Below are 24,549 nucleotides of genomic sequence, written 5' to 3'. Positions count from 1 at the left end.
CGGGGTCATGTTCTGGTCACATCGCTCCGGCCGCACGGGTGGGGCGGCCGGAGCGCGGAGCGGGCGCCGCCCGGCCTCGCGTCAGCCCAACTTCACCGTCAGCACGGGCGGGAACGCCTTGTTCTCGCGGGAGTTGAGGACCACGGCGAGTCCGGGTGCGGACTGGGCCAGGGCGAGGGAGACCGGGCCCGGGGAGGCTGCCGCGACCTGGGCGGTGACGTCGAAGGCGAGCCAGGACGGTACGGCGGTGGCCGCGGCGTCCGCGCGGGCGGGGCCGAGGGCGGGGCGGGTGTTCCAGGTGAGGGCGGGTTCCGTCCAGGCGGTGTCGGCGACCCCGTACGCGGTGACCACGGCGTCGGTTCCGCCGGAGTCGGAGACGAAGCCGTGGACGGAGAGGGTGGCGGAGGTGATCCGGCCGGTGAGTCCCGAGGTGTCGAAGGCGAGGTAGGACTGGCGGGTGAAGCCGCTGCCGGAGGCGTTCTTCACCACGAGGGTGGTGGCGCCGGCGTAGGAGGTGGAGGCGTACGCCCCGTCCCGGACGTAGCCGTCCGCGACGGGGGCGAGGGCCGCTCCGGTGACGGTGAAGACGGCCTCGGCGGTGGCTCCGGCGGCGCCCGCGGTGTTCACGGTGAAGGCGAGGGTGGGCGAGGCGGTGTCGACGGTGATCCGGGGGTCGGCGCTCACCGCGGTACCCGTGTGGACGAGGCGCACGGTGACCGAGGTCGCGGTGTGCGTGGGGTCGGAGACCGCCACGGTCAGGGTGTTCCGGGTACGGCGCAGGATCACCGAGCAGGGGGCACCGGCCGTGATGCCCGCCGCCGTGCCGGCCGCGAAGAAGTTGGCGGCGACGACTCCGGAGCAGTTCTCCCGGACCGCCTGCACGGCCGGGGTGTTGGCCAGGATCTCCACGGTGGGCTTGGCGGCACGGGCCGCCGTACGGGAGGCGGTGGCGCCGGGCAGCAGGACGTAGGCGTACGCGTCGCCCGCGGGGGCGGTGCCGTGGGAGAGGCCGAGGGTGAGGTAGCGCCGGGTGGTGGCGGTGGTGGTGCCTCCCGTGTTGATGTCGTGCCAGGAGCCGGTGCGGTCGGTGCGGGAGGCCCGGACGGTGGCGCCGCCGGGGAAGAGGTAGCCGCCGACCCCCGCCAGGTGCGCCCAGCCGGTGACGTCGAGGGTGTCGGACCAGCCCGCGGTGGAGGGCAGGGCGGTGCCGTCGACGGTCAGCTTCGGGGCGGTGCGGGCGCCCGGGGCGCCGAGGTTGCGCTGCTCGACGGTGGTGACGACCTCGGCGCCGCTGCCGCCGGTGATGCCCGCGCCGAGGCAGACGACGGAGTCGTCCAGGCAGAACCAGGACTTCTTCGCGGTGAGGGTGGAGCCGTACGGGCGGAAGTCGAGGCCGACGCTGCCATACGTACCGCCGAGGCTCGCGCCGCCCGCCCAGGTGGCGGCGGGGCGGGTGCCCGTACCGGCCGCGTCGGCGAGGGCGAGGCCGTCCGTGGTGGTGCCGGGCATCCGCTTGGGGTCGGCGGTGGGCCAGAAGTCGTCGGTGAAGTGACCGGGGTCGCCCGCGAGGTAGAGGTAGGCCATGCCGTCGCCGGTGTGCCAGCCGTGCAGGTTCTCACCGTTCATCGACTCGTACCGGGCGATGCGCGCGGAGGAGAGGGCGAGGGCGAGCGCCCAGCCCTTGCCCCGGTGCACGGCCCGGTCCATGTTCGGGAACTGCACGTGCCCGACCGGTTCGGGGAGGGCCTTCAGGCTCTGGTCGTCGAGGACCGGGGCGGCGAGGGCGACCCCCGCGATGCCGGCGCCGGCGCTGTAGGGGGCGTACGCGTCGCCCCGGGTGATCCAGCCCTTCGCCAGGCCCTGGAACCGGGTGGCCTGTTCGGCGGTGGGCGCGGAGAGCGCGGCACGCAGCACCGCCTGGGCGGTGAGGTTGCCGTCGTTGAAGTCGGTCTCGGTGGCCCGGCTGACGGCCCGGCCCCGGACCGCGTCCATGCAGAGGCCGTTCCAGATCCACGGCGCGAAGGCGGTGTCCACCGAGGTGTGGATGTGCGCGGCGGCGGGGTCGGTGATCTCGTGCTCGGAGCCGTGCAGCAGCTGGAAGAGGTTGGTGAGCCCGCGCAGCAGGACCATTCCGTACGTGCCGGTGTAGGGGATGTACGAGTGCTGGACGAAGGAGCCGTCGGCGTAGAGCCCGTCGTCCGAGGTGACGTACGGGAACACGTCGGAGAGGCCGGCGACGGCCGCGGCGAGGCGCTCGTCGCTGCGGCCGAGGACGCCGCGCAGGGCGACGACCTGGCAGAGGTCGACGCGGTTGGCGCCGGTGGAGGTGGTGCGGTCGGCGCCGTACCGGTTCTTGGTGGGGTCGGGCACGAAGTGGTCGACGGCCGCCGCCCAGTCGGCGAGCTGGACCTCGGTGAGCAGGGGGTGTACGAGGATCGCGGCGTTGTTCAGGGCGATGGGGCAGCCGATCTCCCACTCCCACCAGTTGCCGTTCTCCACGGCGCCGGCGTGGTACGCCTGGGCGTGCAGGAAGTCGAGCCCCGCCACGATGTCGGCGCCGAGCTCCGCGGAGCCGTACAGGGCGCGCCCGCTGCCGTCGGCGGCGGTGGTGCCCTCGGTGGCGTACGCGGTGGCGAGCGAGGCGAGGGCCTTGTAGCCGGCGGTGATGTTGGCGGGGACGGTGAGCGGTTTGCCGGGCCAGAGGGAGCCGGCCGCCGCGTCCGGCGCCATGGTGTTCCACAGGTCGGTCGCGGTGGCCGACAGGACGGCGAGCGCGGGGGCGTAGTCGGCGTCGGTGGCATCGATGTCACCGCCGGTCAGCTGGGCCGCCCACGCCTCGCGCAGTACGTCGAAGGCGTCGCCGTCGGCGGCCGCCGGGGTGGCGCCGGGCAGCAGCTGCAGGCCGCCCGTCGCGCCGGCCACGGCCAGCGCCAGCGCGGACATGAAGCCGCGGCGGCCGAACGGTGTAGCGGTGATCTCGTGCACTGAATCCTCCTCGGGGGGCGGAGCTTCCACAAGTGCGGTGATGCTGTCCGTTCCGGTGGTGCTGGTGCGGCTCTTTCCGTGCCGGTGGTGCTGGTGCTGCTCTTTCCGTGCCGGCGGTGCTGGTGGTACGGCTACGGGGGCGGGCGGGTCAGGCGGCGGGGGCGCCGACCGGGGCCGGGGTTTCGACGCGGGCGCCGGTGGCGCTGGAGCGGTAGACCGCCTCGATGACCTCGATGACGTGCCGCCCGTGGTCCGCGGTGACGGCCGGCGCGCGCTCGCCGCGTACCGCCGATCCGAACGCGGCGAGCTGCGCGGCGAAGGCCCGGGGCACGTCCTGGGGGGACTCGGCGGCGAGCACGGTGGGGGTGGCGCCGGGCACGTGCTCGGTGTGCAGGGTTGCGCCGGAGCCGCGCGCCACCCGGATCGCGCCGCGCTCGCCGATCAGCATCAGCTCGTCGCGGGAGGGCAGCCCGGTGCTGGTGACCCCGATGTGCCCGACGAGGCCGCCTTCCAGTTCCAGCCGGGCCATCATGTCGGTCTCGATGCCGGGGAGCGCACCGGCCCGGTGCACGGCGTTGGCGCTGACCGCGCGGACCCGGCGGCCGGCCAGCCAGACGAGCCGGTCCACACAGTGCGTACCGATGTTGACGAAGACGCCGCCACCGGAGACGGCCGGGTCGAAGAACCAGTCGGGGCGGCTGCCCGGGCGGTAGTCGGTGGAGCGCCAGTCGCTGACGGCGAGGAGTTCGCCGATGGCGTCCGCGTCGAGCGCCGCGCGGGCCGCCACCATCGGCGGCAGGAAGTGCTGGATGTGCCCCACGAAGAGCACCACTCCGGCGTCCGCGCAAGCCCGTTCCATGACCGTGCACTCGGCGGAGTTGGTGGCCATCGGCTTCTCGACCAGGACGTGCAGACCGGCCGCCGCGCTGTCGGTCACGATCGCGGTGTGCAGGGCGTGCGGGGTGTTGACCACGACGGCGTCGACGGTGCCGGAGGCGATCAGCGCGCGGTGGTCGGCGAAAACGGCGGCGCCCAGGGGCTCGGCGACCCCGCGCGCGGTCGCTTCCACGAGGTCGCAGACGGCGGTGACGCGCACCCCGGAGGTGGTCCCGGCGGCCTGTGCGTGCAGGACGCCGACCGCTCCGGCGCCGATCAGACCGAGCCGTATGTCCGTCACGAGGTGATCTCCCGTTGCTTGGGTGAGGGGGTGGAGGGGGTCTTCGCCGGGCCGGGGGCCGCGGTGGGTACGACCGTGGTGGGCGCTCCCGGTCCGGCGGGCGGCCTGGCTCCGCAGGACTGGCGGATGGTGATGCTGGGGCGCAGCAGGATGCGGTGGCGGGCCGATCCGGGTTCGCGCAGCCGCCGCAGCAGTGTCTCGGCGGCGGTACGGCCCAGCAGGTGCTTGGGGGGTGCCACCGCGGTGAGCGGGATGTCGGCGAGGTCGGCGATCTCGTCGTCGTAGGCGACGAGGGCGAGGTCGTCGGGGACGGTGAGCCCGGCCCGGCGGGCTGCGCCCTCCAGGAGTGCGGCCTGCCGGTCGCCGAAGCAGACGGCGGCGGTGGCGCCGCCCGCCCGGAGCGCGGCGAGGGCGCGGTCCGCGGTGGCCGGGCTCCACTCCTGCCGGGTCGCCTCGAACTCCGTCGTACGGCAGCCGAGTTCGGCCGCCGCCTGGCGGTAGCCCTCGATCAGTGGCGGGGCGGTCGGGGCGGGGGCGCGCAGCACCAGGCCGATGGAGCGGTGGCCGAGCCCGGCGAGGTGCCGTACGGCGTCGTAGGCGCCGGCCTCGTGGTGGGTGCAGACGTACTCACTGGTGTCGCCGAGCGAGGTGCCGCGCCGCTCGATCAGGACGACCGGGACCGGCAGGGCGGCGATCCGCTCCAGGTAACCCGCCCGGTGGTCGGGGCCGTTGAAGGTGGGGACGAGCAGCAGCCCGTCCGCGCCCCCGTCGAGCAGGTCGGCCACGTCCCTGGCCTCGCGCTCCTGGTCGTAACCGGAGCAGGTGAGCAGCAGGCGGGCGCCGGCGGCGGAGAGCCCCTCCTCGATGCCCTGGAGGACCTGCGGGTAGTAGAAGGTGGTGTCGGGGACGAGTACGCCGATGAGCGCGCGGGCGGCGCGGGGTGCGTCGGGTGCCAGCACGAAGGTGCCCGAGCCCTGTCTCCGTACGACGAGCCCCTCGGCGATCAGTTCGTCCACCGCGCGCCGTACGGTGGAGACCGACGAGCCGCTGCCGAGGGCGAGTTGCTTCTCGGTGGGCAGCCGACCACCGACCGGCCAGATCCCGTCGCGCACCTGCTGTCGCAACTCCTGCGCGAGCAGCCGGAACTTGAGATCCTTGGGTCCTGCCGCGACGACCCTGGGGCCGGGCGTCTCGCGGGCCCCGTCGGCGGGCATGTTGTCGGCCATGTCGTCTCCCTCGCAGATCACTTGACGGAGCCGACGGTCATGCCTTCGATGATCCGGCGGCCCAGCCATACGTAGCAGGCGAGGACCGGGAGCACGACCACGGCCACGCCCGCGAACAGGCCGCCCCAGTCTGCGCCGTTGTACTGCATCTGCTGGAGGAACCCGAGGAGCGCCAGGGAGAGCGTCTGGTGGTCGGTGTTCTGGATGAAGACGAGGGCGAACACGGTCTCCCCCCAGTGCTGGATGACGTTGAGGATCAGCACGGTGACCAGGCCGCCGCGCGCCAGCGGCAGCATGACCTGCCAGAACGTACGGAAGGCGGATGCCCCGTCCAGCGCGGCGGCCTCCTCCAGCTCGACCGGCAGGGTCGAGAAGAAGCCGGTGAGGAAGAAGACGGCGAAGGGCAGCGAGGTCGCCACGTAGACCACGATCAGACCGAACAGGCTGTCCACGAGGAGCAGTTTGTTCATGACGACGAAGAGCGGCAGCATCACGACCTGGGCCGGGATGCCGAGGCCGAGGGCGAAGAAGAGGACGAAGCCGCCGTTGAACCGGGTGGTGACCCGGCTGAGGACGTAGGCGGCGGGTGCGGCGAACACGAGGGTGATCACGGCGGTGCCGCCCACCACGACGACGGTGTTGACCGCCGCCACCCCGAAGTTCCCCTCGCTCCAGGCCCGGGAGTAGTTGTCCCAGTGCAGGGCACCCGGCAGATGCCACGGCGAGCTGAAGATCTCGTCGCCGCTCTTCAGCGAGGAGAGCAGCAGCCACAGCCCGGTGAGGATGTTGAAGCCGGCGACGATCCAGACCAGCGGGACGCCGAGGACCTGGGTGGTGGTGAGCCGGCTCCTCGTGCGGGCGAGGCGGCCGGGGGGACGACCGGACGTGGTGACGGCCATGGCGGCGGGGCCTCCTGTGGTGGGTCTGTGCGCGGGCTTCTCGGGGTGTTCCGGGGGCGCGCGGGGCGCCCCGGTGGGCGTCGCGCTCCGGCGGATCGGGCGTGGTGCGGTCAGAACTGCACGGTGTCCCGCCGCATGACGCGGCGGATCAGGACGACGAGCACGCCGACCAGGGTCACCATCACGACGGCGCTCGCCGCGGCGGAGCCGTAGCGGGGCACGCCACCGGAGGCGAAGGCCTCCCCGTAGGTGTAGAGCGCGGTGTTCCACACCCCGGCGTCGGGCATCTGTCCGGCCGCACCGGCGAAGGCGTAGATGAACTCGAAGACCTTGACGGCGCTGATGGTCCACAGCACCGCGCAGACCCCGACGACCTCCCACATCAGGGGCAGGGTCACATGGCGGAACTTCTGCAGCGCGTTGGCGCCGGCCAGCTCGCAGTCCTCGTACAGTTCCGGCGGGATCTGGTCCACGGCGGCCATCAGGATGGTGGTGTAGAAGCCGGTGGACGTCCAGACCAGGCCGACCATGATGACCCGAAAGATATTGCTCTGGCCGAGCCAGTTCGGCGGGTGCTCCATGCCCAGCGCGCCCACGAGCGCGTCGGCGAGTCCGTCGTGCTGGAAGAGGAAGCCCCAGAGGATCGACAGGACCACGCTGGGCACGATGTTGGGGAAGAAGAGGATGGAACGGGCGGCCTTGCGGCCCTTCATGTCCCGCAGCACCATCGTCAGCCCGAAGGAGACCAGGAAGGTCAGTCCGCCGACGCCCAGAATGATCCACAGGGTGTTGGTGAAGGACTGCTGGAAGGTCGGATCGTCGAGCAGGCGGCGGTAGTTGTCGATCCCGACGAAGCTCATGGGGCCGGCGCCGCCCCACTTGTTGAAGCTGAGCCACACCGTGTAGAGCGACGGACCGGCGAAGAAGACGACGTAGACGAGGACGGCCGGCGCGAGGAGAGGCCAGAAGAGCTTGCGACGCCGGGCGGCGAGCGGGCTGGGGCGGGGGGCTGCCGTGCGGGCGGCGGGCGGCTTCTTCCCGGTGCGCGTTCCACCGGTCGCGCCGGGGGCCGTCGTCTCGGCCACTGCCAGGCCGGTGGCCGTCATGAGGCGTTCTTCCAGTAGTCCGCGGTGCCGGACTTGAGCTTTCCGGCGAACGACTCGGCGCTCAGCTTGCCCGTGATGAAGCTGGTGTTGAGCGGCTGGAAGACCTTGGTGTACCACTCGGCGGCGGTCTCCTTCACCCCGTCGAGCGTCTTCACGGGCGTGCCGGAGGTCAGGGCCTTCTGCGCGTCGGCGAGTTCGGCCGGGGCGGGGATGTCCGCGCGCGGGGTGATGTTCTTGGCCTCGGTGGAGATGCCGGAGAGCTGCTGCTTGGCGAGGAAGTAGGCGATGAACTTACTGGCGGCGGTGGTGTTCTTCGCCTTCTTCGGGATGGAGAAGCCGATGAGCGAGATGTCCTGCGCCTGCTTCCCGCCGTCCGTGTTCACGGCCGGCACGGGGAACGAGCGGTAGCTGAAGCCGGGCGAGGCGAACTCCGACGTCTCGCTGGGCGCGAAGGTGCCCAGCAGCAGGAAGTCGGACTTGCCCTTGGCCCATTTCTGCTGCACCGCGGGCCACTTGGAGCCGTCGTAGCCGCTGGTGAAGTCGCCGGCCTTGACCAGGTTCTGGACCCGCTTCAGGGCGGCGACGAACTCCGGCGCCTCGAAGGCCTTCCCGGTCGGGTCGGCGGCGGCCTTGCCGAAGGCGCCGGGGCCGAGGGCGCGCAGGACGGCGTAGTAGGTCCAGTAGGCGGAGTAGTCCGCGATGTCGGAGTCCAGCGCGAGGGGTCCGTCGCCGCGCGCCTTCTTCCGGTCCGCGAGCAGGGCGGTGAACTCGTCCCAGGTGGCCGGCGGCTCGGCGGCCACGTCGGGCAGGGCCTTGCCGTCGTACCAGACCTGGGTGGTCAGCACCTCGTAGGGGATCTGCCAGAGGGCGCCCTTCTCCGTGCTCAGGTCGCGGTAGGCGGCCGGTACGACGCTGCCGACGGTGTTGCCGCTCTCGCCGGGTATCTCCTGGTCGAGCACCGAGGTGAGGTCGAGCGCCTGGCCGGTGGCCTGGAGCTGCGCGTAGGCGAAGCGGTCCGCGGAGTCGACCAGGTCGGCGGGGACGTTGGAGGTGTTCAGGGTCGGCGCCAGCTGCTGGACGACCTGCCGGCCCTTCCACTGGACGCTGACCTTGATGCCGGTGTCCTTGGTGAACGTGTCGATCGCCGCCTGGACCACCTTGGCCTGCGGTTCGTTCTGCTTCCACATCGACCAGTAGGTGAACGAGTCGCCGCCCCCGCCGGCCGAGGAGGCGCCGGACGAACAGGCGGATGCCGTGAGGCCGAGGGTCGCCGCCAGGGCGACGACGAGAACGGTGCGGCGCGAGAGGCGCGCGGATCGGTCGGTGGGCATGGCTCTCCTCGGAGACGGGGGTCTGAGGCGGGGCTGGCGAAGTGGCCCAATGATTTCCAGCCATTCATAGAGCGGTCAATCGCTTACAGAGCGAATGAATCACCTATGAATTTCACGGGATCCGCGCCTGCCCCTCTCCAAGAACGGCTGAATAGCAGGTGATTGCGGGTGACGAGCAGGGAAGCAGGAGTCGAACCGGACCCAAAGACATCAGCAATTCATGCGCCTGAAACAGTTGACTTATCCGGCCATCAGAGCCCACGCTCTGCACAGCCCGGCGGGACTCCCACCCCGGCGAGGCACCCACCCCCGGCGCCCGGACGGCGGGAGCGACCGGACGGCGGGAGCGACCGGACGGCCGGGTTCCACCGCCGGTTCCGCTCCCGGGCGGTCCGCCCGACTCCCGCGGCCCGCCCCACTCCCCCGACGGACCGCCCGGCTCCAGGGCGGCCCACCCCACTCCCGTTCGGTTCGCCCGAGGAGGACTCCCCATGGCCAGTCGTGACCCGTACCGCCCCAACGTCCTGCTGATCCTCTCGGACGACCAGGGGCCGTGGGCCATGGGCTGCGCGGGCAACGACGAGATCCGCACCCCGCACCTGGACGCGCTCGCGGACCGCGGGGTCCGTTTCAGTCGCTTCTTCTGCACCTCCCCGGTCTGCTCACCGGCCCGCGCCTCACTCTTCACCGGCGAACTGCCGTCCCAGCACGGGGTGCACGACTGGCTCTCGTACCATCACGCGGGCCGGACGGGCATCGACTTCCTGTCCGGCCGGACCCTCTTCACCGATGTCTTCGCCGACGCCGGCTACCGCCTCGGCCTCAGCGGCAAGTGGCACCTGGGCGCCAACGACCGCCCCCGCAAGGGGTTCGTGCACTGGTACGCCCACGAGAGCGGCGGCGGCCCGTACTACGGCGCGCCGCTCTACCGCGACGGCGTCCGCACCGAGGAGCCGTCGTACCTCACCGACGCGCTCGCCGACGACGCGCGGGAGTTCCTCACCGCCGAGTCCGACCGCCCGGAGCCCTTCCATCTCTCCCTGCACTTCACCGCCCCGCACAAACCGTGGAAGGGCCAGCACCCGTCCGAGTACACGGAGTTGTACGAGGACTGCGCCTTCGACAGCTGCCCGCAGGGCCCCGCGCACCCCTGGCAGCCCGTCGACGAGAACGGCGCTCCGGTCGGCGGCGAGAGCGACACCCGCGAGGCATTGATTGGCTATTTCGCCGCCACCACCGCGATGGACGCCGCCATCGGCAGGGTGCTCGACCGGCTCGACGCGCTCGGCCTCACCGAATCCACCCTGGTGATATTCACCAGCGACAACGGCTTCAACGCCGGACACCACGGCATCTGGGGCAAGGGCAACGGCACCTTCCCGCAGAACATGTACGACAGCTCGGTGCTCGTCCCCTGCCTCATGTCCCAGCCCGGCCGCATCCCGGCGGGCCGGCACAGCGAGGCGCTGCTCTCCCAGTACGACGTACTGCCGACGCTCGTGGAACACCTCGGCATCGACCACCACCACGACCCCGCCCTCCCGGGCCGCTCCTTCGCGGACATCCTGGCGGGCACGGAGGACGGTTCCGCAGACCCCGCGGGCGGGGAGACCGCGGCCGGTGCCGACCGTGAACGGGTCGTCGTCTACGACGAGTACGGCCCGGTCCGCATGATCCGCACCCGGGACCGCAAGTACGTCCACCGCTACCCGCACGGACCGCACGAGTTCTACGACCTGGTCGCCGACCCGGGCGAGGAGCGGAACCTCGCCGGCGACCCGTCCCGCGCCGAGGAGCGCATCGCCCTCGCCGCCCGCCTGGACGCCTGGTTCGCACGGTACGTCGACCCCGCCCAGGACGGCGCCCGGCTACCGGTCACCGGCTCGGGCCAGCGGACCCCGGTCACCCCCGGCTCGCTGCCGACGGCCTTCGAGCCTGCTCCGGACGGCGCCGCCCGAGGCAGCACCTCCTGAGGCGGCACCTCCCGAGGCGGCACCTCCCGCCGTCAGCGCCACCTGAGCGGCGACCCCTGAGGCGGTGGTGGCGGGTGTGACGCATGCGTCCTCCGCCGTGCGCGCGGGGCCCTCGTCGCGGGTCCGCGCGGCCCCACGGCACCCCCGTCAACCTGCCTCCCGGTTTTCATCCCCCCGCTCCCGACCGGCGGTCCGGGCCTCCCGAGCGGGTGCCGCGACGACGCCGGTAGGCCCCGGACCCACGCACCCGGACGACCCCTGCGCAGGTCGGCTCCGGTTTCCATACCAACCGGCCCGTTTCTGCCTCACTCTAGGGGTGCCGGGACACCCACCAGGTGTCCCGAAGAGCACCACCAGGGTGCGGAGAGGACGAGAAGAGTGAACGCCAAGAGAAGCGAACCCGCCGTCGGGGCGCTGGTGGTGGACGCGTCACGCCCCGGAGTGATCGGCGAGTTCCGGAGCGTCTCGGGCGCCTTCTGGCAGCTGCGGCCGGTGGCCGGAGGGGCCGAGTGGCAGGCCGATCCGGAGCAGGTCCGGTTCGCGGATCCCGCCGAACGCCTTCGGGCCGAGAACGCGCGGTGCAACGCGCGGAGCCGGGGCGAACGGCTGTGACGCACGAGGGCACGGGCCCACCCCCATGGGCCCGCGCCCCTCGCATCGCGCCGGACGGTTCGCGTACGCTACGCGCCGCTCGCGGTGAGCCCCTCGACGAACGAGCGGAAATCGTTCCCCGCGACCCCGGCCATGGACGTCTCTTTGGGATGCACCATCCCCGTTTCCTCCAGGAATTCACCCCTCCCGCGCTATCTTTCCGTCGGTCCTGGCAGCGAGGCGGAGAGGCGAACGAACCATGGCGCGTGCGGAGTTACTGCCCCCCACGGACGTATGGCTGCTGGTAAGGGCGCTCCCGGTCCCCTTGCAGGGCGCGACCCACAGGCTGGCCGACGCCCTCGCGGCGCTGCACGGACCGAGGTTCGCCGTCTGGCACACCAACGAGTTCGTGTTCGGCGTCAGCGGAGGCCGGCTGTTCCTGCGGACCCTGGGCGGCGCCGAGGTGCCCGCGCCGAAGGTCGTCCTCGTACGCCAGACCCCGGGCTCCATGCACCACGACCGCGAGGTCACCCTGCTGCGGCACCTGGAGCGCATGGGCGCCACCCTCCTCAACCCGCTCGCGGCGCACCTGGTCTGCCGCAACAAGGTCTGGCAGATGCAGGAACTGGCCCTGGCCGGGCTGCCGGTGCCCGACACCCTCTCGTACGGGACCGCGCCCCTGGAGGGGGTGGTGCGCACCGACGGCCTCGACACCCCGTGCGTGGTCAAGTCGGTCACCGGCCACAAGGGCAAGCAGGTCTTCCTCGCCCCCGACACCCATCTGCTGCGCGGGATCGCGGGCGCCCTCGCGCAGGAGACTCCGCACCTCTTCCAGGAGTACGTCTCCCACTCGCACGGCCGGGACCTGCGCCTGCTCGTGGTCGACGGCGAGACCGTGGGCGCCGCCGTCCGCACCTCCCGCAACGGCGGCCTCACCTCGAACATCGGCCAGGGCGGCTCCGCCACCGTCTGCCCGGGCGAGTACCCGGAGGCGGAGGCGCTGGCCGTGCGGGCGGCCGGAGCGATGGGCCTCGCCATCGCCGGGGTGGATCTCCTCTTCGCCTCCGAGGACACCTTCACGGTCTGCGAGGTCAACGCCGTACCCGGCTGGCGCCCGCAGATGACGGCGGTCGTCCCGGCCATCACCGCCTGCGTCGAACGCCGCCTCACGTCGTGGGAAGGCTGAGGCCGGTCAGCCGTCCCGTGCCCGGAGGCGGCTGAGGCCGGTCAGCCGTCCCGTGCCCGGAGGCGGCTGAGGCCGGTCAGCCGGCGACGGGGTGCGGGCGGGCGACGGCCGGCGCACCGGCGATGACGGCACCGAGCAGTGCGCGCGACGCCTGCAATTCCTCGACGGATCGCCCGATCCTCTCGTGTTCCCGCCGCAGCCGGCCGACCAGTTCCGGGCACATGGGCACGATGTGCTCGGAGTCGGCGTCGACGCAGGGCAGTACCTGGGCGATCAGGGAGGTCGTGAGCCCCGCCGCCAGCAGGGTCCGGATGCGGCGCACCGTCTCCACATCGGCTTCGGCGTAGACCCGGTAACCGCTCGGCAGCCGGTCCGGGGCCAGCAGCCCCTGCTGCTCGTAGTAGCGCAACAGCCGCTCGTGGACTCCGGTGCGCCTGACCATGTCCTTCATGCGCATGTGGTCCGCCTCCGGATCAACGACTTGACTCCGACACTGATGTCAGAGTTTAGCGTCGCCCGTATGACCACCCGAGAAGCGCTTCCCGAACCCCGTCTCGACGTCCTCGTACGGGGCAGCGGCCCCGCACTGCTGCTCGCCCACGGCGCCGGAGGCGGCATCCACGGCAACTTCGGCCTCGTACTCGACGACCTCGCCCGTGACCACACCCTGATCGGCCCCCATTACCCGGGCGCCGGTAACACTCCGGCTGACGAGAAGCCCTTGGAACTGGACGAACTGGCGGATCAGTTGGTCGCTTCGGCCGTGTCGGCGGGAGAGGAGTCGTTCGTCCTGGTCGGTGAGTCGTTGGGCTGCGCGGTGGCGGTCCGGGCCGCTGCCCGTCATCCCGGACGCGTCCGGGCGCTCGTCCTCACCGCCGGTTTCCCCGTCGCGGACCCGGTGCTGGCCCTGGCGGCCCGGCTCATCAAGTCCCTCGCGGCCGACGGCCGGTGGGAGGAGGTGGCCCGGCTCGCCTGCCTGAGCTGCATGACCGCGAAGGATCTGGCGGAGATCGAACCCGCCGCCCTGGACACCCTCGTGTCCCAGACCCTGGCCGCCATGCCGGCGGGGACGGTGGACCACTTCGACCTGGTGTCCCGGGTCGACGTCCGGGCGGACCTGGCCGGCCTGTCCGTGCCCGTACTCGTGGTGGTACCGACCGGGGACAGGCTCGTCCTGCCCGACGGTTCGCGGCGCCTGGCGGCTGGGATCGCGGGCGCCGAACTCGTCGAGCTGCCCGGCGCCGCCCATGTCCTGAGCGGGCCGGACCGGGCGACGTGGCTCCGGCACGTCCGCGCGTTCCTGGGCACGGTCGGCCCAGGAACGCGATGAGGCCGGAGTGCGGTCGGGGCCGGGGAGCGGTCAGGGCTGGGGGCGGTTGCGGCAGAGGCAGAACGGGTGTCCGGCCGGGTCGGTGTAGACCTGCCAGCCGTAGCCGGACTCGCCGACGAAGCTCTTCAGGAAGGTCGCGCCGAGCTCGGTCACCCGCTGGTGCTCGGGCTCGAACTCGTCCACTTCGAAGTCGAGGTGGAACTGCTGCGGATGCTCCTGGCCCGGCCAGCTGGGCGGCTGGTAGTTCTCCGCCCGCTGGAACGACAGCTCGATCCCGTCGTTGCGCAGGTTGACCCACCCTTCCTGGCTGCTCTCGGTGTTGATCTCCCAGTCCAGCACCTTGGCGTAGAACTCGGCCAGCTTCCAGGGATCGGGGCAGTCGAGGATGACATCGGTGAACTTCAGCATCGGGTCATCGTAGGACGTGGCACGGCCGTTCGCGGTGAACAAGTGGGCCCGGAGTGAGGGTGGTTCGGTGAACGGGGCGCCCGGGCCCGCCGCCCCTTCAACGCCGCCGGCCCGTCCTCCGGACCTGCCGCAGGAGCCCCCGAGCGCCACGGGAGGGTGATGTCGTCGCGGTCCCGGGGCAGACGGTCGTTCTCCGGGATTACCGGGGAGTGCCTGACAAAGGTGCTGGTCATGCCGGACAGGAGGAGGCCCACGGTGACATGGGAACTGGAGCAGGAATTCGAGACGCCCGGCGGGGTGATCCGCTGGAGCCGCCTGGCCGGTGAGGGGTCCCACGACCGCGATCCTGTCGTGCTGGTGCACGGCACGCCGTACTCCTCCTACCTCTGGCGGGACATCGCGCCGGCGCTCGCCCGTGACCGCCCGGTCTTCGTCTTCGACCATCTCGGCTTCGGCCTGTCGGAGCAGCGCGAGGGACAGGACCTGAGCCTCGCCGCCCACGCGCGGAATTTCGCGGGGCTCCTCGACCACTGGGAGCTGTCCTCCCCCAGCGTCGTCGCGCACGACATCGGCGGCGCCGTGGCCCTGCGGACGCTGCTGCTGGAGGGGCGGATCTACCGGGACCTGACCCTCTTCGACGCCGTGAGCGGCGGCGACTGGGAGCGAGGGCTGTTCCGGCTCTTCCTGGAGCACACGGAGGTGTTCCGGCAGCTCCCCCCGTACGCGCACGAGGCGCTGGTCGCCGCCCACCTGCGGCACGCCACGCATGTCGGCTTCCGCCCGGGAGTCCTCGACGCGTTCCTCGCACCGTGGCGCGGGGCGGCGGGGCAGGCCGCCTTCTACCGCCAGTACAGCCAGATCAGGCAGGCGGACACCGCCGGGTACGAGCACCTCCTGGGCGGGATCTCCCTTCCGGTGCGGCTCCTGTGGGGACGCGAGGACCACATCCTTCCCCCGGAGTACGCGCGATGGCTGCACGAGCGCATCCCGCACGCCGAACTGCACTGGATCGAGGGCGCGGGCCATCTTCTCCAGGAGGACGCACCCGGGCAGCTCGCGGCCCGTCTCACCGCCGGGTTCACCTCGGAGGCGTGAGGACCGGTGCCGTGCCCGTCCGCCGGAACGATCGAGGACCTGGGTCCAGTCGTACGCGTCCCGCCCGCCGACCGCCTTGGGCTGGTGCGGTACGTAGTCGCCGACCAGGACCCCCATGGAACGCAGCCGGTTCAGACTCTCCTCGTACGCGGGATGGGCGGCTTGGGCCGCGTTCACGTACGGCTCTCCCGGTCCTTCGGAGTGCCCGCGCAGGCCGCGGCAGGGCGCTCAGTGAGAGCCGAACTCTTCCTCTTTGACGCAGCCCACGAACGCGGCGAACGCAACTGCGGAGAAGTTCAGAACCGGGCCACTTCGATTCTTGGAGTCCCGCACAGGGACCATGCCGACGGCGAACGCGTGCGCCGGGGCCCATTCGACACAAGAACCGCCGCTGCCGCTGTAGGAGGACTTGATCCAGTGGAGAGGAGCGTCGGTCTTCACGGGGTGCCCTTTCGCGCCTCGTTGATCATGGCCACGGATGCCGCCTGAGAGAGCGCCTCGGCCTGCAGCAAATGGTAGGCCCTCACCAGCGGAAGGACGGAAGCGATCTCCCTGTCCAAGTGACCATGGGTCTGCGACTCGACGTAGGACATGATCGAGCGGTCGGGCATGGTCAGGAGGTTCACGAGACGATTGAACGGGCGGCGCTCCCCCATGGCGTACGGAGCCAACTGAAGTACGGTGTGCGGCTGCTCCGCGAACTCGATCAGGTGTGACAGTTGGCGATCCATGATGCCGCTACCTCCGACGGGCCGCCGGAGACAACTCGACGCTAGGCGACGCTGAGGCCATCCAGTAGTCGATTCACTACGGAGAGGAGCGGTGATGCCCGAGGAGAACATCCTTCCGAACGGATCAGGACGTCCGGTTCCGGCACCCGGTACACCCATGGTGGACACCACCCAGGGCTGTCGTGTCGGCGAGTTCAGAGGGGTGGCCGGCCCGTACTGGGCCATACGCCCCATCGGCGGCGGGACCGAGTGGGAAGTGGCGCCCGAACACACCCGCCCCGCAACCCCCATAGAGCGGCTACGCGCCGAGAACGCACGGTGCAACGCGCGGAGTCGGGGTGATGTGCTGTGAACGAGGAGCCCCAAGCCGACCCCGCCGATACAGCGACCCCGTCCGGTTCCCCCAGCTGTTCCGTCTGCCTGGATTTCGACTGGGCAGAGGAAGACGCCGAGTCGACGGGCGACCTGAGCCTGGCGACGGACTGGCGCGTCCTACGCAGGCGCCACGACAAGGCGGAACATCCGGAGCGTGCGGCCCGCTTCCGCTCCGGCTGAGAGCAATGGCATGGGCCCGGGCGCCCTCTTTCCGTACCTCGGCCGGGTACGAAGCCGGCTCCCGGTTTCCGTGTCGCACCCCCAGCCGGCGGGCCGCACGGCCCCACCCCGCAGGCGGCGCCTATCCTCGTCCGCGTGACGACCGACTGGGTGGCGGAGGCCGAGCGCTTGGCCCGGGGGCACCGGCACCATGAGCCGGGCGGTCCGCCCCCGGCAGGGCCGGACACCGCTCCCCCGCCGCTCACGGAGGCGGAAGTGCTTTCGGCAGAGGCGGAGTTGGGGATCACGTTTCCGCGGGAGTACCGGGAGTACCTGCTCCGGAGGACCGCCGGGGGCGTGGTGAACCGGCTGCGGCGCACCGCCGCGGGCTGGGGCTGGGACGGGGATCACGGCACCAACTACGCTCTGCTCGGCGAGGACTTCCCGCATCCCGACTCCTACCGCGCCCGTGAGGACGAGCTGGACGCGCGTGAACCCGCGCCGGAGGACTACCCGGACCCCGGCGCCCACCGGGCCGCGTGGGCGCGGTGGGACGCCGAGTACGAGGTGTTCCAGGAGCACAAGACGGCCGGGGCGGTGTTCGTCCAGGACAACGGCTGCGGCTTCTCGACGCTGCTCGTGGTCACCGGTCCGCTCCGGGGCTCGCTGTGGTTCGACGGCCGGGCCTCCTGCGATCTGATCCTTCCGCTGAACCTGGACGGCCGGCCGGTGTCGTTCGGTGAGTGGACCGAGCGCGCGTCCATGGACCTGCTCGGCTGGTGAGGCCGAGCCGCCCCGGCCGGAGGCCGGTGCCGCCTCACGGCAGCACCCGGCACAGGGCGTCCAGGGTCCCCTTCCAGGCGCTGTCGGGCGGTGAGCCGTAGCTGATGACCAGCGCGTCGCTCTCCCGTGGGGCGTCCGGGTGGCGGAAGTAGGAGAGGCCCTCCAGTGCCAGGCCCTGGAACGCGGCGGCGGAGATCACCGAGCGTTCGGTTCCTTCGGGGAGTTCGAGGACGGCGTGCAGCCCGGCCGCGATGCCGCTGACCCTGATGCCGGGTGCGCGTTCGGCGAGAGCGGCGACGAGCTGGTCGCGGCGGCGGCGGTAGCGGAGCCGCATCGCGCGCACATGGCGGTCGTACGCGCCCGAGGCGATGAACTCCGCGAGGACCAGCTGTTCCAGTGCACCGGTCGTCCAGTCGGAGAAGCCCTTGGCGTCGGCGAGTTCCTGGACCATGCCGGCGGGCGGGACCATCCAGCCCAACCGCAGTCCCGGGGCGAGGGACTTGCTCGCCGTGCCGATGTACACGACCCGGTCGGGGTCGAGTCCTTGAAGGCTGCCGACGGGCTGGCGGTCGTAGCGGAACTCGCCGTCGTAGTCGTCCTCGACGATCAGCCCGCCCGTCGCACGCGCCCAGTCGACGGCCGTCGCCCGCCGGTCCGGGTCGAGCGGGACACCGGTCGGGAACTGGTGGGCGGGGGTCATCAGCACCGCACCGACCCCGCCCCTTGCCGCCAACTCGTCGGTACGAGCGCCTCGTTGATCGAGCGGAAGGCAGGGGGTCCGCAGCCCGGCGTCGGCGAGGACACCCCGGTGGAAGTCGAGTCCGTACGACTCCACGGCGACCTCGCGCACCCGCCGCTTCCTCAGCACCGCGGCCACCAGGCGCAGTCCGTGGATGAAGCCCGAGCAGATCACCACCCGTTCCGGGTCGGTGTACACCCCGCGCGCCCGGCCCAGGTACTCCGCGAGGGCGGTGCGCAGTTCGACGCGCCCGCGCGGATCTCCGTACCCGAAGGCCTCGTTGGGTGCGTCGGTGAGCGCGCGGCGGGACGCCCGGAGCCAGGCGGCACGCGGGAAGGAGGCCAAGTCCGGCTGGCCCGGCATCAGGCTGTACGTGGGCAGGCGGCGGGCCGGCAGGGTCCTGCGGGCGGCCGGAGTCCCGCCGCGCGGCTCCGCCCGCCGTGCGACACGGGTCCCGGAGCCCTGGCGGGCGGTGAGCCACCCCTCGGCGACCAGTTCCGCGTACGCGTCGGCCACCGTGTTCCGCGCGACCCCCAGATCCGCGGCGAGCGCCCGGGAGGAGGGCAGCCGGGCGCCCGGGGTCAGCCTCCCCGTGCGTACGGCCTCCCGGAGCGCCTCCATGAGCCCGTCGCGCAGGCCCCCGGCGTGCGGTTCGATGTGCAGGTCGGCGCCGAAAGTGGCCCAGGAATCCGTCATGGAAATGGACCATAGCCCGGTGCCACCCGAGCCGTAGCGTGGTGGGCATGACGACACAGAGCCACACCCACGCCACGTCCGAGTTCGTTCCCGAGCACACCCCGCGCCTCAACTGGGCGGAGCTCGCGCCCGACGTCTACAAGGCCATGGTCCGGCTGGACGCGGCGGCCCGTAAGGGGCTCGACCCGGTCATCGGCGAGCTGGTGAAGATCCGCTCCTCGCAGCTCAACCACTGCGCGTTCTGCCTGGACATGCACACCAAGGACGCCCTCGCCCAGGGCGAGACCGTCCAGCGGATCGTGCAGCTCAGCGCGTGGGAGGAGTCGAAGCACTTCTACACGGAGAAGGAGATCGCGGCGATCGAGCTGACCGAGGCGATCACCGTCGTGACCGACGGGTTCGTGCCGGACGAGGTCTGGGAGAAGGCGGCCAAGCACTTCGACGGGACCGAGCTGGCCCACCTGGTCGCCGCGATCAACGTGATCAACGGCTGGAACCGCTTCGCCGTGAGCACCCGCATGGTCCCGGGCCACTACACCCCGGGCGCGCACTGACACCTCTCCGGTCCTGCCGCACCGCGGCGACCCTCCGAGACGCCCCGCGGGCTGCGGCCCGCGGGGCGTTTCCGCGCCCAGCCGCGCCGGACCCACCCACGCCGTGCCCACCCCGCGCCCACCCCGTTCCGGACCCACCCACGCCGTGCCCACCCCGCACCCGCCCCGTTCCGGACCCACCGACGCCGTGCCCACCCCGCACCCACCCCGTTTCGGACCCACCCGTACCGGACCCGCGTCCGCACCCCCCGGCCGCCTCCCCCCACTCACCCAATCCGGGAGCAACACCACTATTTCGGCGTCGAATTGACCGCCAGCACCCTATTCGGAATTCGCTACCCGCATTCAACGGGCCCCGAAACAGAGAGAAATGTCATCGCCCTCCAGGAGCCCGCGGAAAAGCGTCGTTAACTCGGAGCGCATCCGTTCGTAACACCCGCCGTGACATGCTCTCGCCAGTCCTCGCCATTTCCGGCGAAGGGCCGACGAGTTGAGTTCCGGAAGGACGAGCCCCCCAGATGCGTTCTCCTCTCATATCCAGGCTTGCCATCGCACTGACGCTGACCACAGTGGCCTCCGCCTCGATCACGGGCACCGCCGCCCTGGCCGCCCCCGCGCCGAGCGGATCGCACGCCCAGGCACTTCCCGCCCAGGCCGCGATCGTGAGCGCCGCGAACTCGGCGGCCTTCGCGCACGCCGCCGAGACCGGTCTGACCGGGCTGAGCGGACTGGTCGCCACGGACGTCATGACCGACCGGAGCGGCCTGCGGCACGTGCGCTTCTCTCAGACCTTCCGGGGCCTTCCCGTCGTCGGTGCGGACATCGTTGTCCACCTCAGCAGCAACTCCGGGTACCTCGGCGTGACCCGCGCGGCGGACAAGCCGGTCTCGGTGCCGGCGGTGACGGCGAAGGTCACCACGCGGCAGGCCCGCGCCAAGGCCGCCTCGGTGGTGCCGAACGGCTCGGCCGCGGCGCCCCGGCTGGTGGTGCGGTTCCATCGGGGCACGAGCATCCTCGCCTACCAGGTGGGGGTGTCCGTGGGGGCGGACGCGGTGGCCTCCCGCGCGGTCCTGCTCGACGCGGTGACCGGCGGCGTGGTGAGCGACGCGGCGACCCTGGACGAGTTCATCTCGCCGAAGCTGGAGAGCAAGCTCAAGGCCCTGGGCGAGCGCGCCACACCGTCCCCGACCGCGTCCACGGCCGCGTCGGCGGCCCCGCGGCTCGCCGCCGCCTACCCCGCCCCGGCGGTGGGCACCGGAGCGTCGATGTACGACGGCACGGTGACCCTGAACACCACGCAGACCGCGGCGTCCTCGTACACCCTCACCGACACCACCCGCGGCGGCGCCCAGGTCAAGAACGCCAAGAACAAGTCCCTGTCGGAGGCGAGCGTCTTCACCAGCTCCAGCGCCATGACCGACACGGACGACAAGTGGGGCAGTGGCACCACCTCCGACACCAACACCGCTGGTGTGGACGCCCAGTACGGGCTGACCTCGACCTTCGACTTCTACAAGAACACCTTCGCCCGCAGCGGCATCAAGAACGACGGCGTCGGCCCGCACGGCGTCGTCCACTACGCGCGCAACTACGGCAACGCCGGCTGGAGCGACGGCTGCTGGTGCATGGTCTACGGCGACGGCGACGGCTCGACCTTCACCAAGCCGCTGACCCAGCTGGACGTCACCGGGCACGAGCTGACCCACGGCGTGGTGTCGTCCACGGCCGGCCTGGAGACCGACTACGACTCGGCCGGCAACCAGATCGGCGAGGCGGGTTCGCTGAACGAGTCGCTGGCCGACATCTTCGGCAGCGCCGTCGAGTTCACCACGAACAACTCCACGCACGCCCCGAACTACCTGATGGGCGAGCAGCTGGGCCTCGCGCAGGGGTTCCTGCGGAGACTCGATCACCCGTCGCTGGACAAGCTGGAGGGCACGGTCGACTACTGGAGCACCAAGGCCCCCAGCACGGAGGTCCACGCGGGGTCCGGTGTCTCCTCCCACGCCTTCTACCTGCTGGCGGAGGGCAGCGGGAGCAAGACCATCGGCGGCGTCTCGTACAGCTCGGCGACGTACGACGGGTCGACCGTGACCGGTATCGGCCGCGACAAGGCGGTGGCGATCTTCTACCAGGCGCTGACCCGGTACATGGTCTCCAGCACCGACTTCCACGACGCCCGCACGGCGACCCTGCAGGCCGCGGCCGACCTGTACGGGCAGACCAGCACGGAGTACACCACCGTGAACAAGGCGTGGGCCGCGGTGAACGTCACCGCGACCAACGGCTGAGGACGAACGGGCGGGCCGGCTGCTGCCGGGCCGCGGGCTTCCTCTCCGGGCGGTGACGGTCCGCCCGCCCCCTCATGATCCACCGCACGTCCTCCGCGTCCCCGGGCCCTCGCCCCGGGGACGCGGGAACAGCGCGTGCCCGAAAGCGCCGCCGGCCCGGCTTCCGTGATGCCGGTGGCAGAGAAATCCCCCGTGCGCGGGCAATTCACCTTCGCCCGCGCGTAATCACCTGCCCGCGACAAGAAATCGACAAGGAACCGACAAGGAAACCCCATGCGCAGCGCAAGGGAAACCAAAGGGTTCCTCAAAGGGATTCACGGGGCACGGCACGGGAATCCGCATTCCCCTTTCCCGCGCCCCGCGCCCCGCCCCGCACCGCACCGCACCGCAGAAACGCGACGACACGAGAAATTGCCGGGACTCGCCGGAAACCGCCCATTCCTGTTCTCCCCGGGCGCACACCCTCGCGCCCACCCCTCGTACGCACCCCTCGTACGCATCCCCGTCCGGCCCGCACCTCCGAGGAAGCGCGGTCGGAAACGAAAGGAACCCCAGAAGTGACGAGCTCCAGCAGACGGTCGGCGGCGCGCGGGAGCGCCCGCCGCTCGCGGTTCGCCGCGCCCGCCACGTTCCTGGTGGCCGCCTCCCTGGCCGCCACCGCGCTGTCGGCCTCCGCGCCACCGGCCTCGGCCTCGGCCGGTGCGGAGACGGCGCCGCACCGCATCGAGGCGCGCCAGCGCCCGGAGGCGAAGGCGGTCTCCCTCTCCCCCGAGCAGCGCCGACAGCTGCTCGACGCGGCGGCCGCCGCCTCGTCGGAGACCGCTCGCGCCCTGCGGCTGGGCGCACAGGAGAAGTTGGTGCCGAAGGACGTCGTCGAGGACGCCGACGGGACCGTCCACACCCGCTACGAGCGGACGTACGCCGGGCTGCCCGTCCTAGGCGGCGACCTGGTGGTGCACGACCGTGCGGGCGTGCTGAGCACCACGTACGCCACCGACGCGAAGCTGTCCGTACCGACGACCGAGGCGGGACTCCCCGCGGCCGAGGCGAAGAAGTCGGCGCTGAGCGCCGCCGCGGGCGAGGACACCGGGAAGCCGGTGGCGGGCCGGGCTCCCCGGCTGGTCGTCTGGGCGCAGAACGGCAGGCCGACGCTCGCGTGGGAGTCCGTCGTCACCGGCGTGCAGGAGGACGGGTCCCCCAGTGAGCTGCACGTCTTCACCGACGCGGAGAGCGGCGCCGTGCTCGACAGCGCGGAGCAGGTCGAGTCCGCCGACGGCATGAGCATGTACAGCGGGAAGGTCCGGATCGGCAGCACCCGCCAGGAGGACGGGACATACGCCCTGGTCGACCCGGTGAGCGGCCACCGGACGCTCGACGCGACCGCCGGTCCCCAGGGGGTGCTGCTCACCGACGAGGACGACGTGTGGGGCGACGGGACCGCGGCGGACGTCCAGACCGCGGCGGTGGACGCGGCCTACGGTGCGCAGACGACCTGGTCCTTCTACCGCGACCGGTTCGGCCGCAACGGCATAGCCGACGACGGCCGCAGCAGTTACTCACGCGTCCACTACCAGGCGGTGGCGGGAACATCGCTCGCCAACGCCAACTGGCAGGACGGCTGCTTCTGCATGAGCTACGGCGACGGCGGGGACGGCCGGCACCCGGTGACCTCGCTGGACATCGCCGCCCACGAGATGGCCCACGGGGTCACCTCCAGCACGGCGGGCCTGGGCGACTACGGTGAATCGCCGGCCCTCAACGAGGCGATCAGCGACATGATGGCCGCCGCCGTCGAGTTCTACGCCGACAGCCCGCAGGACGTGCCCGACTACATGATGGCCGAGCTGGACGACCTGCACGGCGACGGCAAACCCATCCGCTACATGGACCGTCCCTCCGCGGCGGGCATCAGCGCCGTCGGGTACGCGCCCCTGGACTACTGGAGCCCCGAGGCCAAGCGGGACGAACCGCACATGCTCGCGGGCGTGGGGGACCACTTCTTCTACCTGCTCGCGGAGGGCAGCGGAGCGAAGACCATCAACGGCGTGGCGTACGACAGCCCCACCTACGACGGCCTGCCGGTGGCGGGCATCGGACTGACCGCCGCCACCGACGTCGTCTACCGCGCGCTCACCGTCTACATGACCAGCTCCACCGACTACGCGGGGGCCCGGACCGCCATGCTCCAGGCCGCCGCCGACCTCTACGGCTCCGGGAGCGACAGCTACGAGGCCGTCGCCAACGCCTGGGCGGCCGTCAACGTCGGGCTGCGCTACGTCAACCACATCGCCCTGGCCTCACTGCCCACCGAACCGGTGTCGCTCGGCCAGCCGGTACACCGTCGGATCGTGGCGACCAGCACCCGCCCGGGGCCGCTGCGGTACACGGCCGAGCACCTGCCCAAGGGGCTCTCACTCGACCGCACCACGGGTCTGATCACCGGTACGCCGAAGAAGACCGGGACGTACCGCACCACCATCACCCTCAGGGACTCGGCGGGGGACACCCGGCGGCTTCCGGTGACCTGGACCGTCCTGCGGTCCGGCGGGGACTACTTCGTCAACCGCACGGCCTTCGACATCCCGCAGTGGGGCACCGCCGAGTCACCGCTGGTCGTCACGCGGAGGAAGGGCATGGCCCCGAGCGACCTCGCCGTCACGGTCGATCTCGACCACGGGTTCAGCAACGCCCAGGTGATCGACCTGATCGCCCCGGACGGCACGGTCATCCCGGTCAAGGCCTGGGGACCCTGGGTACTCACCCCCGAGCTCCACGAGACGTACACGGTCGACGCCTCGGCCTTCCGGGCGGACGGTACGTGGACCTTGCGGGTCCAGGACGCCACGCCGGGCATGTTCGACATCCCCGGAGGCCACCTCCAGGGCTGGAGCCTGACCTTCTGACCTCCTGTCCC

21 protein-coding genes and 1 pseudogene are annotated in these 24,549 nt (G+C 71.7%); 11 read left to right on the top strand and 11 right to left on the bottom strand.

The window, feature by feature from the left end; genetic code table 11:
- Window positions 1-81: 81 nt before the first annotated feature.
- The 6 genes from OHA55_RS20135 to OHA55_RS20110 form a co-directional block, all read right to left on the bottom strand.
- Window positions 82-2,985: a polysaccharide lyase family 8 super-sandwich domain-containing protein gene (locus OHA55_RS20135; protein ID WP_266708282.1), complete on the bottom strand. Its 2,904-nt coding sequence runs from the start codon at window positions 2,983-2,985 to the stop codon at window positions 82-84.
- A 148-nt stretch (window positions 2,986-3,133) separates the two neighbouring features.
- Complete coding sequence (locus OHA55_RS20130) at window positions 3,134-4,162, bottom strand: Gfo/Idh/MocA family protein (RefSeq protein ID WP_266708280.1); 1,029 nt, start codon at window positions 4,160-4,162, stop codon at window positions 3,134-3,136.
- Window positions 4,159-5,388: a substrate-binding domain-containing protein gene (locus tag OHA55_RS20125; protein ID WP_266708278.1), complete on the bottom strand. Its 1,230-nt coding sequence runs from the start codon at window positions 5,386-5,388 to the stop codon at window positions 4,159-4,161. The genes OHA55_RS20130 and OHA55_RS20125 overlap by 4 nt, the downstream gene beginning before the upstream one ends.
- 17 nt (window positions 5,389-5,405) lie before the next feature.
- Entirely contained in the window at window positions 5,406-6,287 is an 882-nt protein-coding gene (locus OHA55_RS20120; RefSeq protein ID WP_266708276.1) for a carbohydrate ABC transporter permease, read from the bottom strand.
- Between the two features lie 110 nt (window positions 6,288-6,397).
- Complete coding sequence (locus OHA55_RS20115; protein ID WP_266708274.1) at window positions 6,398-7,393, bottom strand: carbohydrate ABC transporter permease; 996 nt, start codon at window positions 7,391-7,393, stop codon at window positions 6,398-6,400.
- Window positions 7,390-8,724, bottom strand: coding sequence for an ABC transporter substrate-binding protein (locus tag OHA55_RS20110; RefSeq protein WP_266708272.1), 1,335 nt, complete (start codon window positions 8,722-8,724; stop codon window positions 7,390-7,392). Before OHA55_RS20110 ends, OHA55_RS20115 begins: the two co-directional genes overlap by 4 nt.
- Window positions 8,725-9,215: 491 nt before the next feature.
- Between OHA55_RS20110 and OHA55_RS20105 the strand changes: the two genes are divergently transcribed.
- The 3 genes from OHA55_RS20105 to OHA55_RS20095 all read left to right on the top strand — a co-directional run bounded on the left by OHA55_RS20105 (window position 9,216) and on the right by OHA55_RS20095 (window position 12,474).
- Window positions 9,216-10,697 carry a sulfatase-like hydrolase/transferase gene (locus OHA55_RS20105; protein ID WP_266708270.1) on the top strand — a complete coding sequence of 494 codons (1,482 nt, stop codon included), beginning with the start codon at window positions 9,216-9,218 and terminating at the stop codon, window positions 10,695-10,697.
- A gap of 378 nt (window positions 10,698-11,075) precedes the next feature.
- Window positions 11,076-11,309 (top strand): hypothetical protein, encoded by a 234-nt coding sequence (locus OHA55_RS20100; protein WP_266708268.1) that lies wholly within the window; start codon window positions 11,076-11,078, stop codon window positions 11,307-11,309.
- Window positions 11,310-11,547: 238 nt separating this feature from the next.
- Window positions 11,548-12,474: a RimK family alpha-L-glutamate ligase gene (locus tag OHA55_RS20095; RefSeq protein ID WP_266708266.1), complete on the top strand. Its 927-nt coding sequence runs from the start codon at window positions 11,548-11,550 to the stop codon at window positions 12,472-12,474.
- A gap of 76 nt (window positions 12,475-12,550) precedes the next feature.
- On the opposite strand, the gene OHA55_RS20090 is transcribed toward OHA55_RS20095, so the two are convergent.
- Window positions 12,551-12,931 (bottom strand): MerR family transcriptional regulator, encoded by a 381-nt coding sequence (locus OHA55_RS20090; protein ID WP_266708264.1) that lies wholly within the window; start codon window positions 12,929-12,931, stop codon window positions 12,551-12,553.
- A gap of 63 nt (window positions 12,932-12,994) precedes the next feature.
- Here OHA55_RS20090 and OHA55_RS20085 point away from each other — a divergent pair, with 63 nt between their 5' ends.
- Window positions 12,995-13,804, top strand: a complete 810-nt coding sequence (locus OHA55_RS20085; RefSeq protein ID WP_266708263.1) for an alpha/beta fold hydrolase — start codon at window positions 12,995-12,997, stop codon at window positions 13,802-13,804.
- Window positions 13,805-13,834: 30 nt separating this feature from the next.
- Here the strand turns inward: OHA55_RS20085 and OHA55_RS20080 are convergent, their stop codons facing one another.
- The gene (locus OHA55_RS20080; protein WP_266708262.1) at window positions 13,835-14,212 is read right to left on the bottom strand and encodes a VOC family protein; all 378 of its coding nucleotides are present in this window, start codon (window positions 14,210-14,212) and stop codon (window positions 13,835-13,837) included.
- A gap of 255 nt (window positions 14,213-14,467) precedes the next feature.
- Here OHA55_RS20080 and OHA55_RS20075 point away from each other — a divergent pair, with 255 nt between their 5' ends.
- A complete protein-coding gene (locus OHA55_RS20075; RefSeq protein ID WP_266708261.1) occupies window positions 14,468-15,307 on the top strand; it encodes an alpha/beta fold hydrolase in 840 nt (279 codons plus the stop codon).
- Between the two features lie 228 nt (window positions 15,308-15,535).
- Here OHA55_RS20075 and OHA55_RS20070 read toward each other — a convergent pair whose 3' ends face one another.
- Together OHA55_RS20070 and OHA55_RS20065 are read right to left on the bottom strand one after the other, a co-directional pair.
- Complete coding sequence (locus tag OHA55_RS20070; protein ID WP_266708259.1) at window positions 15,536-15,748, bottom strand: DUF397 domain-containing protein; 213 nt, start codon at window positions 15,746-15,748, stop codon at window positions 15,536-15,538.
- Window positions 15,745-16,074 (bottom strand): annotated as a pseudogene (locus OHA55_RS20065) (Scr1 family TA system antitoxin-like transcriptional regulator); the annotation flags it as partial. The pseudogene OHA55_RS20065 and the gene OHA55_RS20070, both read right to left, overlap by 4 nt.
- Window positions 16,075-16,132: 58 nt before the next feature.
- Here OHA55_RS20065 and OHA55_RS20060 point away from each other — a divergent pair.
- From OHA55_RS20060 to OHA55_RS20050, 3 genes are all read left to right on the top strand, one after another.
- On the top strand, window positions 16,133-16,390 hold the full coding sequence (locus tag OHA55_RS20060) for a hypothetical protein (protein WP_266708257.1): 258 nt from the start codon (window positions 16,133-16,135) through the stop codon (window positions 16,388-16,390).
- A complete protein-coding gene (locus tag OHA55_RS20055; protein WP_266708255.1) occupies window positions 16,387-16,593 on the top strand; it encodes a hypothetical protein in 207 nt (68 codons plus the stop codon). The genes OHA55_RS20060 and OHA55_RS20055 overlap by 4 nt, the downstream gene beginning before the upstream one ends.
- A 135-nt stretch (window positions 16,594-16,728) precedes the next feature.
- Complete coding sequence (locus tag OHA55_RS20050) at window positions 16,729-17,355, top strand: SMI1/KNR4 family protein (RefSeq protein ID WP_266708253.1); 627 nt, start codon at window positions 16,729-16,731, stop codon at window positions 17,353-17,355.
- Window positions 17,356-17,389: 34 nt separating this feature from the next.
- On the opposite strand, the gene OHA55_RS20045 is transcribed toward OHA55_RS20050, so the two are convergent.
- On the bottom strand, window positions 17,390-18,790 hold the full coding sequence (locus OHA55_RS20045) for a PLP-dependent aminotransferase family protein (protein WP_266708251.1): 1,401 nt from the start codon (window positions 18,788-18,790) through the stop codon (window positions 17,390-17,392).
- A 47-nt stretch (window positions 18,791-18,837) separates the two neighbouring features.
- Here OHA55_RS20045 and OHA55_RS20040 point away from each other — a divergent pair, with 47 nt between their 5' ends.
- The 3 genes from OHA55_RS20040 (at window position 18,838) to OHA55_RS20030 (ending at window position 24,538) form a co-directional block, all read left to right on the top strand.
- Window positions 18,838-19,344, top strand: a complete 507-nt coding sequence (locus tag OHA55_RS20040; protein WP_266708249.1) for a carboxymuconolactone decarboxylase family protein — start codon at window positions 18,838-18,840, stop codon at window positions 19,342-19,344.
- Window positions 19,345-19,862: 518 nt separating this feature from the next.
- On the top strand, window positions 19,863-21,635 hold the full coding sequence (locus OHA55_RS20035) for a M4 family metallopeptidase (protein ID WP_266708247.1): 1,773 nt from the start codon (window positions 19,863-19,865) through the stop codon (window positions 21,633-21,635).
- A 557-nt stretch (window positions 21,636-22,192) separates the two neighbouring features.
- Complete coding sequence (locus OHA55_RS20030; protein WP_266708245.1) at window positions 22,193-24,538, top strand: M4 family metallopeptidase; 2,346 nt, start codon at window positions 22,193-22,195, stop codon at window positions 24,536-24,538.
- Window positions 24,539-24,549: the final 11 nt, after the last annotated feature.

The organism is Streptomyces sp. NBC_00102 (assembly GCF_026343115.1).
GTDB lineage: Bacteria > Actinomycetota > Actinomycetes > Streptomycetales > Streptomycetaceae > Streptomyces.
The sequence above is the reverse complement of the archived record's forward strand: the minus strand, read 5'-3'. Positions and strand labels throughout refer to the sequence as shown.

Excerpts from the sequence above, each read along its gene's own strand:
- OHA55_RS20120 (WP_266708276.1), bottom strand. The coding sequence starts at position 6,287 with ATGGCCGTCACCACGTCCGGTCGTCCCCCCGGCCGCCTCGCCCGCACG.
- OHA55_RS20060 (WP_266708257.1), top strand. The coding sequence starts at position 16,133 with ATGCCCGAGGAGAACATCCTTCCGAACGGATCAGGACGTCCGGTTCCG.
- OHA55_RS20035 (WP_266708247.1), top strand. The coding sequence starts at position 19,863 with ATGCGTTCTCCTCTCATATCCAGGCTTGCCATCGCACTGACGCTGACC.
- OHA55_RS20110 (WP_266708272.1), bottom strand. The coding sequence starts at position 8,724 with ATGCCCACCGACCGATCCGCGCGCCTCTCGCGCCGCACCGTTCTCGTC.
- OHA55_RS20095 (WP_266708266.1), top strand. The coding sequence starts at position 11,548 with ATGGCGCGTGCGGAGTTACTGCCCCCCACGGACGTATGGCTGCTGGTA.
- OHA55_RS20085 (WP_266708263.1), top strand. The coding sequence starts at position 12,995 with ATGACCACCCGAGAAGCGCTTCCCGAACCCCGTCTCGACGTCCTCGTA.
- OHA55_RS20040 (WP_266708249.1), top strand. The coding sequence starts at position 18,838 with ATGACGACACAGAGCCACACCCACGCCACGTCCGAGTTCGTTCCCGAG.
- OHA55_RS20080 (WP_266708262.1), bottom strand. The coding sequence starts at position 14,212 with ATGCTGAAGTTCACCGATGTCATCCTCGACTGCCCCGATCCCTGGAAG.
- OHA55_RS20115 (WP_266708274.1), bottom strand. The coding sequence starts at position 7,393 with ATGACGGCCACCGGCCTGGCAGTGGCCGAGACGACGGCCCCCGGCGCG.
- OHA55_RS20105 (WP_266708270.1), top strand. The coding sequence starts at position 9,216 with ATGGCCAGTCGTGACCCGTACCGCCCCAACGTCCTGCTGATCCTCTCG.
- OHA55_RS20045 (WP_266708251.1), bottom strand. The coding sequence starts at position 18,790 with ATGACGGATTCCTGGGCCACTTTCGGCGCCGACCTGCACATCGAACCG.
- OHA55_RS20125 (WP_266708278.1), bottom strand. The coding sequence starts at position 5,388 with ATGGCCGACAACATGCCCGCCGACGGGGCCCGCGAGACGCCCGGCCCC.
- OHA55_RS20090 (WP_266708264.1), bottom strand. The coding sequence starts at position 12,931 with ATGCGCATGAAGGACATGGTCAGGCGCACCGGAGTCCACGAGCGGCTG.